We start from the raw sequence: 16,933 nt of genomic DNA, 5'->3' as shown, positions 1-16,933 counted from the left end.
ACTTCCTGGGGGCGGGCCCTCGTTCGTGCGTTTTCGTGCGCTGAATCGTGCGCTCTCGTGCGGTGAAGCCGGCGCTTACTGGCTGCCGTACTTCTCGCTCATCGTGTCGAAGACCTGCTGGGCGCCCTTGCCCAGCTGCGGTCCGGCCAGCCAGGTGTTCTCGGCCGGGCCGATCGACGTGTTCGACACCAGCTGAGTCTTCCCGTCGACCATCCGGAACCAGCCACCACCGGACGAACCGCCGGTCATGGTGCAGCCGATGCGGTACATCGTCGGCATGTCGGGGCTGAGGGACAGACGGCCCGGGCGGTCGATGCACTTGTGCATCAGCTGGCCGTTGTACGGCGGCGCGGCCGGGTAGCCCCAGGCACCCATGCTGCTGACCGACTGGACCGCGGGCTCGGAGAAGTCCACGGGCAGCGCGTTGCCGACAGTCTCCTCGAGGGACTTGGAGCCCTGCTCCGGCTTCACGTGCAGCACCGCGTAGTCGTACGGAGCGCCCGCACCGCCCGACTCGGCGCCCGTGTCGATCCACTCGTTGGAGGTGGAGGCCCAGTCGGCCCAGAAGGTGCCGTACGGGGCGACCTCCTGCGGGGCCGCGTTCTGCAGCTGCGCCTCGGACTTGCCCAGGTCGTTGTAGGCCGGGACGAAGGCGATGTTGCGGTACCAGCCGCCCACCGCCCCCGCGTGCACGCAGTGGCCCGCGGTCCAGACGAGGTTGGACTTGCCCGGGTTGCGCGGATCCTTCACGACGGTGCCGGAGCAGACCATCGAACCCTCGGGGGAGTCGAAGAAGACCTTGCCGACCGGAGCGGCGTTCTCGTGGTACGGGGTCTTCTCGGGGACAGCCTTGACCGGCTGCGGCTCAGGGTCCGTGGCGCCCTGGTCGGCCGAGGCGTCCTTCGCCGCGATCGTCTTGTCCGGGTCCTTGGCGGACTTCATCCGCTCAGGCTTCCAGTGGTCCTTGATGACCGGGTTGACGAAGTCCTTGGCCTCGCGCAGCCAGTCGTCCTTGTCCCAGTTCTTCCAGGCGCCGTTCTTCCACTTGTCCGGGTCGATGCCGTGCTTCTTGAGCTGGTCGGCGATGCCTCCGGGCAGCTTGCCGTCGGATCCCTCGCCGGCGCCCTGTGAAGCCGTGGCGGCCGACTTGTCACTCGCCTTGTCGTCGCTCGGACCGCAGGCGGTGGCGGTGAGCGCCAGGGCCGCGGCGAGGCCCGTAGCGGCGAGGACGGTGCGCCGACCCCGGCTCCGCGTGGATGACGGACGTGTGGAACGCATGGTGCGGTTACCCCCGTTGAGCGAATGTGTCATGAGCTTGTCAGGTCCGGAGTGATCTCCGTACGGAGATCTCGGACGCAGCACCCCACTATGCCTGTGGAGTTGGGGACGAACGGCGGCGGGGTGGTGAAGGTTTCGTCACCCCGCCGCCGCTCATATCCGGTCTACTGACCGGCGTACTTCTTGCTGACCGCGTCGTAAATCCCCTTGGCCTCCTTGCCGAGGCGCGGGCCCGCGAGCCAGCCGGCCGTCACCGGGCCGATCGACGTGTTCGACACCAGCGAGGGCTTTCCGCTGGAGCCCTGAGCGATCCAGCCGCCACCGGACGAACCGCCGGTCATGGTGCAGCCGATGCGGTACATCGTGGGGTCGGCCTTCGCGAGGGAGAGCCGTCCCGGCTTGTCGGCGCACTGGTACAGCGTCTGGCCGTCGTACGGAGGCGCCGCCGGGTAGCCCTTCGCCGTCATCGTGGCGATCTTCGGCACCGCGGGCGCGTTGAAGTCGACCGGCACGGCCGTACCGACCGCCTCCTCGAGGGACTTGCCCTCACTGCCCTTCTCCGGCGTGACCTGGATGACCGCGAAGTCGTACGGCGCGCCCTGCCCGCCGGTCGGACCGCCCTGCTCGATCCACTGGTCGGACGTCTGCGCCCACGCACCCCACCAGACGCCGTACGGAGCGACCTCTTCCTTGGTGGCCTTCTTGAGCTGCTCGTCCGACAGACCCGCGTTGTTGTACGAGGGCACGAAGGCGATGTTGCGGTACCAGCCGCCGTTCTTGCCGGCGTGCACACAGTGGCCCGCGGTCCACACCATGTTCGACTTACCCGGATGCGCGGGGTCCGTGACGACCGTCGCGGAACAGACCATCGACCCCTCGGGGCCGTCGAAGAAGAGCTTTCCGGCGTACGGCGCGCTGTCGTGGTACGGCGTGCCGACGGCCGCGGCCTTCACGGGCTGCGGCGTCGGGTCCGTCACGCCCTCGTCGCCCGAGATGTCGTTGTCGTCGACCTCGTTGTCCGGGTTCTTGTCGGCGTCACGCATCCGGTCCGGGTCCCACAGACCGTCGATGATGGGGTTGACGTAGTCCTGCGCCTCACGCAGCCACTTGTCCTTGTCCCAGTTCTTCCACTCGCCGTTCTTCCACTTGTCCAGATCAATACCGTGCTCCTTGAGCCGGTCCTTGATGTCGTCCGGGATCTGGATCTTGTCGCCGCCGCCCTGCGCCGCGGACGCGGTCGGCTTCGAGTCCGCGTTGTCGTCGCCGGGACCGCACGCGGTGGCGGTGAGCGCGAGCGCCGCACCGACGGCGAGAGCGGCCGCCACGGGGGAGGTTCTGCGGCGCGCGCTCCTCCCGCGCTGAACGGTCAAGAGCGGACGTATGGGTCGCATGTCGTGAATCCCCCTGGGCTTCGAGAACTGTGCAGTGCCGGCCGTCGGCGGTCGTGAACCGGTCGCGCCACGCTCGGCACTTGATGTGCCTCGCCCCGCGACCGAGCCCTGTGCCCGCCGTCGAACGGCAACCCACCCTATGCGCGCGCTGTGGGTGACTACCTACGGAACGGCAACGGTTCCGTCACGGCAGGGATCTTCGGCAGGACAAGGATTTTCCGCCGACCCGTGATCCGGCGCAGCCACCGTCGTTGGTACGTAAGGGGGATTCACCGTTGCCGCTCGGTCCTTGGGGTTCGGCCCCGGACGCAGTTGCGTCAACTGATCCCCGCACTCGGAGAATTCGACCGGATCCAGCGAGATCCAGGGGAGGACCATCAGTCGTGGCCGTCACCGAACCTGCGCCCGCGGCGGTGTCCGCAGGGTATGAGGGGGATGCCGCCCGTGAGGGCGCTGCCCAAGAGGGGATCCTGCGGCGACAGTCCGCACGGGAGTCGGCGGCCCGCACCTACGCGCGCGCCCTGCCGATCGTGCCCGTGCGGGCACGCGGCCTGACGATCGAGGGAGCCGACGGACGCCGGTACCTCGACTGCCTCTCCGGCGCGGGCACCCTGGCCCTCGGCCACAACCACCCCGTCGTACTCGAAGCGATCAGACGCGTACTCGACTCCGGCGCCCCCCTGCATGTCCTCGACCTGGCCACCCCCGTGAAGGACGCTTTCACGACGGAGCTCTTCCGCACGCTGCCCGCCGGGCTCGCCGAGCGCGCCAGGATCCAGTTCTGCGGACCGGCCGGCACCGATGCGGTGGAGGCCGCCCTGAAACTCGTCCGCACGGCAACCGGCCGCACCGGAATGCTCGCCTTCACCGGCGCGTATCACGGGATGACCGCGGGGGCGCTCGAGGCGTCCGGCGGGGCGCAGGACGTCAGAGTCGCTCGGCTGCCCTACCCGCAGGACTACCGCTGTCCCTTCGGCGTCGGCGGCGAGCGCGGCGCCGAACTCTCCGCGCGGTGGACCGAATCCCTCATCGACGACCCGAAGTCCGGAGTGCCACACCCCGCCGGCATGATCCTCGAACCCGTCCAGGGGGAAGGCGGAGTGATCCCCGCGCCCGACGCCTGGATGCGCCGGATGCGCGCACTCACCGCGGCCCGCTCCATCCCGCTGATCGCCGACGAGGTCCAGACCGGCGTGGGCAGGACCGGCGCCTTCTGGGCCGTCGAACACAGCGGCGTGGTGCCCGACGTCATGGTCCTGTCCAAGGCGATCGGCGGCAGCCTCCCCCTGGCCGTCGTCGTCTACCGGGACGACCTCGATGTCTGGCAACCCGGGGCCCACGCCGGCACGTTCCGCGGGAACCAGCTCGCCATGGCCGCCGGCGCCGCGACCCTCGCCTACGTCAGAGAGAACCGTCTCGCCGAACGGGCCGCCCTCCTGGGCGCCCGCATGGTGGGCCAGCTCCAGGGCCTCGCCGCCGAACACCCCTGTGTCGGGGACGTACGAGGCCGCGGCCTGATGATCGGCGTCGAACTGGTCGACGCGGGCGCCACCCAGGACCCGGGCCGATCCGTGGCACGCGACGCGAGCCCCTGCCCTCCCGCGCCCGCACTGGCCGCGTCCGTGCAGCGCGAGTGTCTCCGCCGCGGACTCATCGTCGAGCTCGGCGGCCGCCACTCGAGCGTCGTACGCCTCCTGCCGCCCCTCACGATCACCGACGAACAGGCTGCCGCGGTCGTCGAGCGTCTCGCCGACGCCCTGGCCGAAGCCGCCCACACCCATCGCGGCTAGCCCGGCCGGGACCGGCCCCGGCCTGAGACCCCGAACCCACCAGGCCAGGGCCACCACAACACGGACCACCACGGACAGGAGCGGAACACCGGACAGTCCGGACCGCCGCATCACGGAGTCAACTACCCCACAAGGAAGCCCCGTTGAACGCCACTCCCGCACCCGACGACCGACACCGCCCCCAGTCGAGCGGAGCCTGCGACACGCAGCCCCAGCTTGCGCCGGAACGCGGGACGGTCCCCCGGCAGAAGGACGGCAGCCAGGAGACCGAGCATCCGCACGGCTCCACCGCCGACCTGCTGGAGCATCCCGACCCCGGCACCGCGGCCCAGGCCGCGGCCGTCGAGAGCCTGCTCCGCTGCTGGGTGCGGGAGAACGATCTGGCCGAACCCCCACACGGCACTCTGCGCATCCCTCTGCCCGCAAGTGGCACCGCCCTCCTCATCCCCGTCCACTACTGGTCCGCAACCGGCTGGCACCGGCTCGGTATGCCCCATCTTCAGGACGGTCCGCTCGACGCCCCGCGCGTCGACGCCGTCACGGTCGCCGCCCTCCTGAGCCGCGAGGCATCCGGCCCGGGAAGCGCCGCCAGGGTCGTGGGCTGTGGCGAAGCCCCGGTGCGGGGCCGTGCCGATGCCGGCCCGCGGGAAGGCTCGGTCCCGGGGTCGGTGGGCACGCCGGACGCCTTCTTCGCGCCGTGGCCCGCGACCGTCTCGGCGCCGAACCCGAGCGTCCCGGCGCCCAAGCCGACCGCCTCGGAGCCCTCCGGGGCCACACGCCCCGAGCTCTCCCACTCGGCCACCTCCGGGCCTTCCCACCTCACCTCCTCCGGCGACGGAGCCGATCTGGTGGGACGCGTCGCCGACTCGGTGCGCCGCACCGCCGACTTCATCGCTCACCGCCGCAGCAACCCCCGCGACACGACCGACCTCTTCCTGGCCGCCGAACAGTCACTCCTGCTCGGCCACCCCCTGCACCCGACCCCGAAGAGCCGCGAGGGCCTGTCCGAGGCCGAATCCCAGCTCTATTCACCTGAGCTGCAGGGATCCTTCCCCCTGCACTGGATGGCGGTGAACCGCTCGGTACTCGCGATGGACTCGGCCTGGACCCAGCGGGGCCGTCCCCTCCCCGCGGACCAGCTCACCCTCCAACTCGCCGGGACGGAGCTGCCCCTGCCCGATGGCCACGCCGCGCTGCCCCTGCATCCCTGGCAGGTCCGCGAGCTCAAGCACCGCCCCCGGACGGCGGCCCTTCTCGACGCCGGCCTTCTGCGTGACCTCGGCCCTCACGGCGCCCCCTGGTACCCCACCTCCTCTGTCCGTACCCTCTACCGGTCCGACGCATCGGCCATGCTGAAGCTCTCGCTCGGCCTGCGCATCACCAACTCCCGTCGGGAGAACCTCCGTAAGGAACTCCACCGTGGAGTCGAGGTCCACCGACTGCTGCGTACGGGCCTCTTCGAGCAGTGGCAGGCCGCCCACCCCGGATTCGACATCGTTCGCGACCCGGCCTGGCTCGCCGTGAACGGCCCGGACGGCGAACCGGTGCCCGGCCTGGACGTGATGATCCGGAACAACCCGTTCGCACCCGGAGACGACGCGGCCTGCATCGCCGGCTTCGTGTCGCCCAGGCCCCCGGCCGTGCCCCACGGACAACGGGACCGCCATCTCATGCGCTCCCGACTCGCCGAGACCATCACTCGCCTCGCCGGCCGCACCGGCCGCCCCCTCGGCGCCGTCGCCGCCGAGTGGTTCCTGCGCTACCTCGAACACGTCGTCCGCCCCGTGCTCTGGCTCGACAGCACCGCCGGCGTAGCCCTGGAGGCTCACCAGCAGAACACGCTGCTGCTGCTCGACCCCGAAGGCTGGCCCATCGGCGGCCGCTACCGCGACAACCAGGGCTACTACTTCCGCGAGTCCCGCCGCGACGAGCTGGACAGCCGGCTGCCCGGCATCGGCAGCCACAGCGACACCTTCGTCACCGACGACGTCACCGACGAGAGGTTCGCCTACTACCTCGGGATCAACAACATCTTCGGTCTCATCGGCGCCTTCGGCTCTCAACAGCTGGCAGACGAGCGGCTGTTGCTCGCTGCCTTCCGAGGCTTCCTCGCCGATGTCGCGTCAGGCCCCGACAAGCTCCGCACCCCACTGCCCGCATACCTCCTCGACTCCCCGGCCCTGCGCTGCAAGGCCAACCTCCTCACCCGCCTGCACGGACTCGACGAACTCGTCGGACCCGTCGACACCCAGTCCGTCTACGTCACCATCGCCAACCCCCTTCATTCCTGAGGAACATGCCCCACCCCATCCCCTGAGAGGAACGTCGCCGTGTCATCCACCGACGCGCGCACCGACGCCGAAGGCACCCCCGCTTCCGCCCTGACCGATGCCGTCACCGACGAGGTCACCGACCCAGGCCCCGGCGATCAGGTCGACGAGCTCCCCGGCTCCGATCCCAGCGCCGACGCGGACGTCGCCGACACCCTGGACCTGCGTCTGCCCGACGAACTCATCGACCTGATCGCCGGGCAGGGTGGAGCCGGCGGACAGGCCAACTGCAGCGCGGGGCTGGGGACCGGTGCGGGCTCCGCCGCGTCTGGGCACGCAAGTGACGGAACAAGGGCGTACGGACCGGACGGCACCTCGACGGCCCTGGCGGACGACGACCTGCTCGACAACGTCGGTGCGTGGGGACCGATCACCACAATTTCCGGCGTCTTCCAGCTGGTTCCCGTCCGCATCGCACGCGATCTGCCGCTGATCAGTCGCTGGATGAACGACCCGGCCGTAGCCGCTTTCTGGGAACTCGAGGGCCCGGAGACCGTCACGGAGAACCATCTCCGTCCCCAACTGGACGGCGACGGGCGCAGCGTCCCCTGCCTCGGCGTGCTGGACGGCACCCCGATGAGCTACTGGGAGATCTACCGCGCCGACCTCGACCCACTGGCCCGCCACTACCCCGCACGCCCGCACGACACCGGTGTTCACCTCCTCATCGGCGGTGTCGCCAATCGCGGCCGAGGGCTTGGCACAGGCCTGCTCCGGGCCGTCGCCGGCCTCGTACTCGACCATCGTCCGCCCTGCGCTCGTGTCATCGCAGAGCCGGACCTTCGCAACACCCCTTCCGTATCAGCCTTCTTGAGTGCTGGTTTCCGCTTCTCCGCCGAGGTGGACCTCCCCGACAAGCGCGCCGCACTCATGATCCGAGACCGGGCCCTGCGCGCTCTGCTGTGAGCCCGTCACTCTTAGTACACCGCTCACCTCGATCCGGTTCCCTCCCGAGGAGTCCCCGTGCCGAATCCGTCCGAGCCCCGGACTTCCGTGGCGTCCTCCGCTCTGTACGACCCGGCGGAGCTGACCTCCGAGACCTGGGAGCGCGCCGCAGCCCGGCTGCTGGCGAAGATGATCGGGGAGTTCGCGTACGAGGAGATCATCGAACCGAAACGTGAGCCGGAGCCGCGACCCGAGCGGGGACAAGGGCCGGGACCGGGGCCGTTACGTACGGACCTCTACAGCTTGTCCGTCGAGGGCGCCCACACGCCGTCCGGCAGCGCGTTCCAGTTCAGGGCCCGCCGGGCCGCGTACGGCAGCTGGCTCGTGGATCCGGGCAGCATCCAATGGATCGGGGGCCGTCCCGCGCAGACGGATATGGACGCGGACGTCGCGGAGCCCGATCCGTCAATCACCGGAACGAACCGAACGAACCCGCCGGAACCCTTCACCGACCCCCTCGCCTTCCTCCTCCGCGCCAAGCACGTCCTCGGCCTCGACGGCGCCACGCTCGGGCATCTCATCCGCGAGCTCACCGTCACCCTCGCCGCCGACGCCCGTCTCGACCACACCGCGCTCTCCGCGGCCCAGCTCGCCGAACTCGGATACGCCGAGCTGGAAGGCCACCAGACGGGCCACCCCTGGCTCGTCCTCAACAAGGGCCGCATGGGCTTCTCGGCGACCGACACAGCACGCTGGGCCCCCGAGGCCCGTATCCCCGGGACGCTCCCGTGGATCGCCGTCCACACACGGATCGCCGCCTACAGAGGCGTCGCCGACCTGGCGACAGCCCAACGGCTCTACGATCGTGAGCTCTCCCCGGCGGTGCGGGACTCCTTCGCCGAGGCCCTTCGGAAGCGTGGCCTGGACCCCCAGGCCTACCTGTACCTACCGGTACACCCGTGGCAGTGGAGCAACATCGTGCTGCCGCTCTTCGCCGGCCCCGTCGCGGAGGACGCCATCGTGCCGCTCCCCACCGACGGCGACGTGCGCCTGCCCCAGCAGTCCATCCGGACGTTCCTCAACATCTCGCGCCCTGACCGCCACACGGTGAAGCTGCCGCTCTCCGTGCTCAACACCCTCGTCTGGCGCGGCCTGCCCACAGAGCGCACTCTCGCGGCACCGTCGGTGACCGCGTGGATGCACTCCCTCCGCGAAACCGATCCCTTCTTGAAGGACGATTGCGGAGTCATCCTCCTTGGAGAGGTGGCTTCCGTCGCCGTCGAGCACCCTGCGTACGACGGCCTCGAAGAAGTCCCGTATCAATACAAGGAGTTGCTGGGCGCCATCTGGCGCGAACCGGTCTCCCGGTATCTCGCCCCCGGCGAGCGGGCCCGCACGCTGGCCTCGCTGCTCCACGCGGACCCGCACGGCCGGGCATTCACCGCGGAGCTCGTCGCCCGATCGGGCCTGACCCCCGAGGTGTGGCTGCGCCGGCTCTTCGCGGCCCTGCTGCCCCCGCTTCTGCACTTCCTCTACCGCTACGGCACCGTTTTCTCCCCGCACGGAGAGAACGCCATCGTCGTCTTCGACGACCACGACGTGCCGGTGCGGCTCGCGGTGAAGGACTTCGTCGACGACGTGAACGTGAGCGCCGAGCCGCTGCCCGAACACGAGGGCATGCCGCAGGACGTACGCGAGATCCTGCTCACCGAGCCGCCCGACTTCCTGACCCAGTTCATCCACTCGGGGCTCTTCGTCGGTGTCTTCCGGTATCTGGCGCCCCTGTGCGAGGAGCAACTGGGGGTCACGGAAGAGAAGTTCTGGTCCCTGGTGCGCGGAGAGATCGTGCGGTATCAAGCGCGCTTCCCCGAGCTCAAGGAGCGGTACGAGATGTTCGACCTCCTCACCCCTCGTATCGAGCGGCTCTGCCTCAATCGCAACCGACTGCACCTGGACGGTTACCGCGACCGGCCCCAGCGCCCCCATGCCGCCGTGCACGGCACCGTGCCCAACCCTCTGCACCAGCCTTGATCGCGGGATTGTCAGTGGTGCCCCGTAGGGTGGTCGAGCTATGACGAAGCCCTCCCTCCCTGAACTCCTGCACGCCGCCGTCGCCGCTGTCGGCGGTACGGAACGCCCTGGCCAGGTGGCCATGGCCGAGACCGTAGCCGAGGCGATCGACGGCGGTTCCCACCTGCTCGCACAGGCAGGCACGGGTACCGGTAAGTCCCTCGGCTACCTGGTGCCTGCCCTTGCGCACGGGGAGCGGGTCGTGGTCGCGACGGCCACGCTGGCCCTCCAGCGCCAGCTCGTCGAGCGGGACCTGCCGCGCACGGTCGACGCGCTGCACCCCCTGCTGCGCCGGCGCCCCCAGTTCGCCATGCTCAAGGGCCGGTCGAACTATCTGTGTCTGCACCGCCTCCACGAGGGAGCGCCGCAGGACGAGGAGGAGGGCCTCTTCGACCAGTTCGAGGCGGCCGCTCCGACCAGCAAGCTCGGCCAGGACCTGCTGCGGATGCGGGACTGGGCCGACGAGACGGAGACGGGCGACCGGGACGATCTGACCCCCGGAGTGTCGGACCGGGCCTGGTCCCAGGTGTCGGTCTCTTCCAGGGAGTGCCTGGGCGCCACCAAGTGCGCGTACGGGCAGGAGTGCTTCGCCGAGGCGGCCCGCGAGCGGGCCAAGCTCGCCGATGTGATCGTCACGAATCACGCGCTCCTGGCGATCGACGCCATCGAAGGGGCGCCTGTCCTGCCGTCCCACGAGGTACTGATCGTGGACGAGGCGCACGAGCTGGTCTCCCGGGTCACGGGTGTGGCGACGGGCGAGCTCACCCCGGGGCAGGTGAACCGCGCGGTGCGCCGATCCGCCAAGCTGGTCAACGAGAAGGCGGCCGATCAGCTCCAGACCGCCGCCGAGGGCTTCGAGCGGCTCATGGAGCTGGCGCTGCCCGGCCGTCTGGAAGAGATCCCGGAGGACCTCGGCTACGCGCTGATGGCGCTGCGGGACGCCTCCAGGACCGTCATCTCGGCCCTGGGCACCACGCGCGACAAATCGGTCCAGGACGAGGACGCGGTGCGCAAGCAGGCCCTGGCCTCCGTGGAGAGCATTCACGACGTGGCCGAGCGCATCACGAACGGCTCCGAATACGACGTCGTCTGGTACGAGCGGCACGACCGCTTCGGCGCGTCCCTCAGGGTGGCCCCCATGTCGGTGTCGGGCCTGCTGCGGGAGAAGCTCTTCACGGACCGGTCCGTCGTCCTGACCTCGGCGACACTCAAGCTGGGCGGCGATTTCAACGGGGTGGGTGCCTCGCTGGGCCTGGCCCCCGAGGGCCAGGAGGGCGAGGGCCTCCCGCAGTGGCGGGGCCTCGACGTCGGATCGCCGTTCGACTACCGCAAGCAGGGCATTCTCTACGTCGCCAAGCACCTGGCACGCCCCGCGCGCGAGGGCACCCGTAGCGACATGATGGACGAGCTGGCCGAGCTGATGCAGGCAGCCGGTGGCCGGACGCTGGGGCTCTTCTCCTCGATGCGCGCCGCACAGGCCGCGGCGGAGGAGCTGCGGACCCGCCTTCCGGAGTTCCCCATCCTGCTTCAGGGCGAGGAGACGCTCGGTGAGCTGATCAAGGGGTTCGCGGCCGACCCGAAGACGTGCCTGTTCGGCACGCTCTCCCTGTGGCAGGGAGTGGATGTCCCGGGTGCCGGCTGCCAGCTCGTGGTCATGGACAAGATCCCGTTCCCGCGGCCGGACGACCCGCTGATGAGCGCGCGCCAGAAGGCCGTCGAGGATGCAGGCGGCAATGGCTTCATGGCCGTGGCGGCGACGCACGCAGCCCTGCTGATGGCCCAGGGCGCCGGCCGTCTCGTACGGGCGACGGGGGACCGTGGCGTCGTGGCGGTCCTGGACCCGCGGTTGGCGACGGCCCGGTACGGCAGCTATCTGCGGGCCTCGATGCCGGACTTCTGGTACACGACGGACCGGAATCAGGTGCGGCGGTCGCTGGCGGCGATCGACGCGAAGGCGACCGCAGAAGCCGGAGAGAGCGCGTAGCCGCGCAGACCGCTCGCACGCGCACGCGGAGCCCCGGATACCGCGGGGCTCCGCGATGCAGCTCGCCGCGGACACGGCAGGACCCCGACACTCGGCAGGGCCAGGACAGCAGGGCGGCCAGGACACAGCAGGACCCCGGAACCGGCGCAGTTGGTTCCGGGGTCCGGTCAGGGGCGCGGTGTCACACCCGCCGCAGAACTGCCACCACCTTGCCGAGGATCGTCGCCTCGTCGCCGGGGATCGGCTGGTACGCGGAGTTGTGCGGGAGCAGCCACACATGGCCGTCCTCGCGCTTGAACCGCTTGACGGTGGCCTCGCCCTCGAGCATCGCGGCGACGATGTCACCGTTCTCCGCGACCGGCTGGCGGCGGACCGTGACCCAGTCCCCGTCGCAGATCGCGGCCTCGATCATCGAGTCGCCGACGACCTTCAAAACGAACAGCTCGCCGTCACCGACCAGCTGCCGGGGGAGGGGGAACACGTCCTCGACGGACTCTTCGGCGAGGATCGGGCCACCGGCGGCGATGCGGCCGACGAGCGGGACGTACGACGCGGCCGGCTTGCCCGCGGTGTCCGTGGGCTGCGCGCTCGGCTGGTCGGAGCCCCGGACCTCGTAGGCGCGGGGGCGGTGCGGGTCCCGGCGCAGGAAGCCCTTGCGCTCGAGGGCCATCAGCTGGTGCGCGACCGACGACGTGCTCGACAGGCCCACCGCCTGGCCGATCTCCCGCATCGACGGCGGGTAACCACGCCGCTGCACGGAGTCCCTGATCACCTCGATGACGCGGCGCTGCCTGTCCGTCAGACCCGAGCTGTCGGCGCGGATCCCAGGAGGTCGGCCCGGCAGGGAGCGCGCAGGCTTCGGCCCCTCCGGGCTCATGGATGCGTCATTCATGGCATGCACCGGCTCGAGTCGGCCCTGGGAACGGTCCTGGGCAGTGATGGTGGCGCTGTCTGCGGTGGTGGTCACGTCTGTCGGCCCCTCTCGAGATGTTCTCCCTAGCTAGCCAACGGTAGTTGCTTTCGAAAGGTTGCGCCAAACACACGTTCGAGTGAAAAATCGCAGATTGCTTGTCGTGATCATGTGCCTGGGTGTATGCCTTGCGCTTCGCCGGAGTGGCAATTCGGTTGATTACGGTACGCTTCACCGCCGAGGTCGTGACCCACTCCGTGGGGCTCCCAGTGTGCCATCCGGTGGTCCGCCAGCCCGGAACCGGCCCCCTCTCCGTGTGCCGCCGCCCGTGATCTGCGTGCATCCGTCATGGGCGCGCTCCCGTCCCGGTGTTCGTGAGGTGAAAGCGACACGCGTAGGGGCGAATTAGCGACCAAACCCCAGATCTAGTGGTTGGATTGCATCAGTAGCCCAGAAGTTGTGGTCCCCGGTCCATCGAGGCCTCCGCCATCGCCTATGCTTGGGGCTGCTTCGCGGGGCCTGGAGGGCCTTCCGAGGATTGAGTCGTGCTGTGAAGGAGGGTTGGAGTTCCATGCACTGCCCCTTCTGCAGGCACCCCGACAGCCGTGTCGTCGACAGTCGCACCACTGACGACGGGACGTCGATCCGCAGGCGCCGCCAGTGCCCCGACTGCTCCCGTCGTTTCACGACCGTGGAGACGTGCTCGCTCATGGTGGTCAAGCGGAGCGGGGTGACCGAACCCTTCAGTCGTACGAAGGTGATCAACGGCGTCCGTAAGGCATGCCAGGGTCGCCCCGTCACCGAGGACGCCCTCGCCCAGCTCGGCCAGCGGGTCGAGGAGGCGGTGCGCGCCACCGGCAGTGCGGAGCTGACCACTCATGACGTGGGTCTGGCCATACTCGGCCCGCTTCAGGAACTCGACCTCGTCGCCTACCTGCGCTTCGCGTCCGTGTACCGGGCGTTCAATTCGCTGGAGGACTTCGACTCGGCCATCGCGGAGCTGAGGGAACAGCTGCCCGGTGCGAGCCGGGGCGACGCGGGCGGAGAGCGCGAACCATGTGACTGCGGGCCCGGAGGGACTGTCGAAGTCCCCGTGCCCGCCACCGCTGCCGACTGACGGCCCAGGGGCCGGTCGGCGGCCATCCAGACCTGTTGTGGGCGGCAAGAGCGGCGTCCGCAATACAAGACACACACCGTGCCACGGGAAGATCGAGGCACTTCGGGGCGTTTTAGCCCGGTATAGGGAGGCGGCATGACAGAGACGGCGAGTGGCCCGGCACGAGGTTCCCGCGCCAAGGGAGCCAAGGCCAACAAGGGGCTGCGTATCGAGCGCATCCACACGACTCCCGGCGTGCATCCGTACGACGAGGTGGAGTGGGAGCGCCGTGACGTCGTCATGACCAATTGGCGCGACGGCTCGATCAACTTCGAGCAGCGTGGCGTCGAGTTCCCCGGCTTCTGGTCGGTGAACGCGGTCAACATCGTCACCAGCAAGTACTTCCGCGGCGCGGTCGGCACCCCGCAGCGCGAGGTGAGCCTCAGGCAGCTCATCGACCGGATCGTGAAGACGTACCGGAAGGCCGGAGAGGACTACAACTACTTCTCCTCGCCCGCCGACGCCGAGATCTTCGAGCACGAGCTGGCGTACGCCCTCCTGCACCAGATCTTCAGCTTCAACTCTCCGGTGTGGTTCAACGTCGGTACGCCGCAGCCCCAGCAGGTCTCCGCCTGCTTCATCCTTGCCGTCGACGACTCCATGGAGTCGATCCTCGACTGGTACAAGGAAGAGGGCATGATCTTCAAGGGCGGCTCCGGCGCCGGCCTGAACCTCTCGCGGATCCGTTCCTCCAAGGAGCTGCTGTCCTCGGGCGGCAACGCCTCCGGCCCCGTCTCCTTCATGCGCGGTGCCGACGCCTCCGCAGGAACGATCAAGTCGGGTGGCGCCACGCGCCGCGCGGCCAAGATGGTCATCCTCGACGTCGACCACCCCGACATCGAGAACTTCATCGAGACCAAGGTGAAGGAAGAGGAGAAGATCCGCGCGCTGCGTGACGCGGGCTTCGACATGGACCTGGGCGGCGACGACATCACGTCCGTCCAGTACCAGAACGCCAACAACTCGGTCCGCGTGAACGACGAGTTCATGAAGGCCGTGGAGACCGGCGGCAAGTTCGGTCTGCGCGCCCGGATGACCGGTGACGTCATCGAGGAGGTCGACGCCAAGTCGCTCTTCCGCAAGATGGCCGAGGCCGCGTGGGCGTGTGCCGACCCCGGTATCCAGTACGACGACACCATCAACCAGTGGCACACCTGCCCGGAGTCCGGCCGGATCAACGGCTCGAACCCGTGCAGCGAGTACATGCACCTGGACAACACGTCCTGCAACCTCGCGTCGCTGAACCTGATGAAGTTCCTGAAGGACGACGGCAAGGGCCTCCAGTCCTTCGACGTCGAGCGCTTCTCCAAGGTCGTCGAGCTGGTCATCACCGCGATGGACATCTCGATCTGCTTCGCGGACTTCCCGACGCAGAAGATCGGCGAGAACACCCGCGCCTTCCGCCAGCTGGGCATCGGCTACGCCAACCTCGGCGCCCTGCTGATGGCCACGGGCCACGCGTACGACTCCGCGGGCGGCCGCGCTCTGGCCGGCTCCATCACCTCGCTGATGACCGGTACCTCGTACAAGCGCTCGGCCGAGCTCGCCGCGGTCGTCGGCCCGTACGACGGCTACGCCCGTAACGCGGAGCCGCACCAGCGGGTCATGAAGCAGCACGCCGACGCGAACACCAAGGCCGTCCGCATGGACGACCTGGACGCGCCGATCTGGGCCGCCGCCACGGAGGCCTGGCAGGACGTGGTCCGCCTCGGCGAGAAGAACGGTTTCCGCAACTCGCAGGCCTCGGTCATCGCCCCGACCGGCACCATCGGTCTCGCGATGTCCTGCGACACCACCGGCCTCGAGCCCGACCTCGCCCTGGTCAAGTTCAAGAAGCTGGTCGGCGGCGGCTCGATGCAGATCGTCAACGGCACCGTCCCGCAGGCCCTGCGCCGCCTGGGTTACCAGGAGGAGCAGATCGAGGCGATCGTCGCCCACATCGCCGACCACGGCAATGTGATCGACGCCCCCGGCCTGAAGACCGAGCACTACGAGGTCTTCGACTGCGCCATGGGTGAGCGCTCCATCTCCGCGATGGGCCACGTCCGCATGATGGCCGCCATCCAGCCCTGGATCTCCGGCGCGCTGTCCAAGACGGTCAACCTGCCCGAGACCGCCTCGGTCGAGGACGTCGAAGAGGTCTACTTCGAGGCGTGGAAGCTGGGCGTCAAGGCGCTCGCCATCTACCGCGACAACTGCAAGGTCGGCCAGCCCCTCTCCGCCAAGACCAAGGAGAAGGAGAAGGAGGCGGTCACCGCCAAGGCCGAGGACACCATCCGTACCGCGGTCGAGAAGGTCGTCGAGTACCGTCCGGTCCGCAAGCGTCTGCCCAAGGGCCGCCCGGGGATCACCACCTCCTTCACCGTCGGTGGCGCCGAGGGCTACATGACCGCCAACTCCTACCCGGACGACGGTCTCGGCGAGGTCTTCCTGAAGATGTCGAAGCAGGGCTCCACCCTCGCCGGCATGATGGACGCCTTCTCGATCGCCGTCTCCGTAGGCCTGCAGTACGGCGTCCCGCTGGAGACGTACGTCTCGAAGTTCACGAACATGCGCTTCGAGCCGGCCGGCATGACGGACGACCCGGACGTGCGGATGGCGCAGTCGATCGTCGACTACATCTTCCGCCGCCTGGCGCTCGACTTCCTGCCCTTCGAGACGCGCTCCGCGCTCGGCATCCACTCGGCCGAGGAGCGTCAGCGTCACCTGGAGACGGGCTCGTACGAGCAGTCCATGGACGATGTCGACGTCGAGGGTCTGGCTCAGTCCGCCCCGCGGCAGACCGAGTCCCTGAAGGCCGTCGTCGAGGCCCCCAAGGCCGAGGCCGTGGCGCCCGCTCCGCAGCAGGCGCACACCAGCGCCGAGCTCGTGGAGATGCAGCTGGGTATCCAGGCGGACGCTCCGCTGTGCTTCTCCTGCGGCACGAAGATGCAGCGCGCCGGCTCGTGCTACATCTGCGAGGGCTGCGGCTCGACCAGCGGTTGCAGCTGATCTGCTGACGCAGTGAAGTGAGGGGCGGGGGGGCCCCGGCCCCCCCCCCCCCCCCCCGCGCGGGGGGGGGGGGGGGGGGGGGGGCGCCCCCCCCCACCCCCGGGGCCCCACGGTATAGGGAAAGGAAAACAAGGGAAAAAAAAGAAAA

General features: G+C 69.4%; 10 protein-coding genes. 7 read left to right on the top strand and 3 right to left on the bottom strand.

Translation table 11 applies throughout. The annotated features are described in order from the left end of the window. Window positions 1–75: 75 nt before the first annotated feature. Window positions 76–1,278, bottom strand: a complete 1,203-nt coding sequence (locus ACIPWY_RS39875; protein ID WP_393706184.1) for a trypsin-like serine peptidase — start codon at window positions 1,276–1,278, stop codon at window positions 76–78. A gap of 164 nt (window positions 1,279–1,442) precedes the next feature. After that, window positions 1,443–2,669: a trypsin-like serine peptidase gene (locus ACIPWY_RS39870; RefSeq protein ID WP_393706185.1), complete on the bottom strand. Its 1,227-nt coding sequence runs from the start codon at window positions 2,667–2,669 to the stop codon at window positions 1,443–1,445. A 383-nt stretch (window positions 2,670–3,052) separates the two neighbouring features. On the opposite strand from ACIPWY_RS39870, the gene ACIPWY_RS39865 reads away from it, so the two are divergent. The 5 genes from ACIPWY_RS39865 (at window position 3,053) to ACIPWY_RS39845 (ending at window position 11,728) form a co-directional block, all read left to right on the top strand. Beyond that, entirely contained in the window at window positions 3,053–4,459 is a 1,407-nt protein-coding gene (locus tag ACIPWY_RS39865) for a diaminobutyrate--2-oxoglutarate transaminase family protein (protein ID WP_393706186.1), read from the top strand. 143 nt (window positions 4,460–4,602) lie between these two features. Continuing rightward, a complete protein-coding gene (locus ACIPWY_RS39860) occupies window positions 4,603–6,750 on the top strand; it encodes an IucA/IucC family protein (protein WP_393706187.1) in 2,148 nt (715 codons plus the stop codon). 39 nt (window positions 6,751–6,789) lie between these two features. Next, complete coding sequence (locus ACIPWY_RS39855; RefSeq protein WP_393706188.1) at window positions 6,790–7,695, top strand: GNAT family N-acetyltransferase; 906 nt, start codon at window positions 6,790–6,792, stop codon at window positions 7,693–7,695. Window positions 7,696–7,752: 57 nt separating this feature from the next. After that, window positions 7,753–9,705: an IucA/IucC family protein gene (locus ACIPWY_RS39850; RefSeq protein WP_393706189.1), complete on the top strand. Its 1,953-nt coding sequence runs from the start codon at window positions 7,753–7,755 to the stop codon at window positions 9,703–9,705. A gap of 40 nt (window positions 9,706–9,745) precedes the next feature. Next, complete coding sequence (locus ACIPWY_RS39845; protein ID WP_362907018.1) at window positions 9,746–11,728, top strand: ATP-dependent DNA helicase; 1,983 nt, start codon at window positions 9,746–9,748, stop codon at window positions 11,726–11,728. A gap of 181 nt (window positions 11,729–11,909) precedes the next feature. On the opposite strand, the gene lexA is transcribed toward ACIPWY_RS39845, so the two are convergent. After that, entirely contained in the window at window positions 11,910–12,695 is a 786-nt protein-coding gene (gene lexA, locus ACIPWY_RS39840) for a transcriptional repressor LexA (RefSeq protein WP_362907016.1), read from the bottom strand. Window positions 12,696–13,209: 514 nt separating this feature from the next. Here lexA and nrdR point away from each other — a divergent pair. Together nrdR and ACIPWY_RS39830 are read left to right on the top strand one after the other, a co-directional pair. Continuing rightward, window positions 13,210–13,755 (top strand): transcriptional regulator NrdR, encoded by a 546-nt coding sequence (gene nrdR / locus ACIPWY_RS39835; RefSeq protein ID WP_227297763.1) that lies wholly within the window; start codon window positions 13,210–13,212, stop codon window positions 13,753–13,755. A gap of 135 nt (window positions 13,756–13,890) precedes the next feature. After that, window positions 13,891–16,785, top strand: a complete 2,895-nt coding sequence (locus ACIPWY_RS39830) for a vitamin B12-dependent ribonucleotide reductase (RefSeq protein WP_393706190.1) — start codon at window positions 13,891–13,893, stop codon at window positions 16,783–16,785. Window positions 16,786–16,933 lie beyond the last annotated feature (148 nt).

It is taken from the genome of Streptomyces sp. NPDC090032 (assembly GCF_044748025.1).
In the GTDB taxonomy this organism is placed as follows: Bacteria; Actinomycetota; Actinomycetes; order Streptomycetales; family Streptomycetaceae; genus Streptomyces.
The sequence above is the reverse complement of the archived record's forward strand: the minus strand, read 5'-3'. Positions and strand labels throughout refer to the sequence as shown.

Coding starts and splice junctions, on each gene's coding strand:
- nrdR (WP_227297763.1), top strand. CDS start 13,210: ATGCACTGCCCCTTCTGCAGGCACCCCGACAGCCGTGTCGTCGACAGT.
- ACIPWY_RS39845 (WP_362907018.1), top strand. CDS start 9,746: ATGACGAAGCCCTCCCTCCCTGAACTCCTGCACGCCGCCGTCGCCGCT.
- ACIPWY_RS39870 (WP_393706185.1), bottom strand. CDS start 2,669: ATGCGACCCATACGTCCGCTCTTGACCGTTCAGCGCGGGAGGAGCGCG.
- ACIPWY_RS39830 (WP_393706190.1), top strand. CDS start 13,891: ATGACAGAGACGGCGAGTGGCCCGGCACGAGGTTCCCGCGCCAAGGGA.
- ACIPWY_RS39875 (WP_393706184.1), bottom strand. CDS start 1,278: ATGCGTTCCACACGTCCGTCATCCACGCGGAGCCGGGGTCGGCGCACC.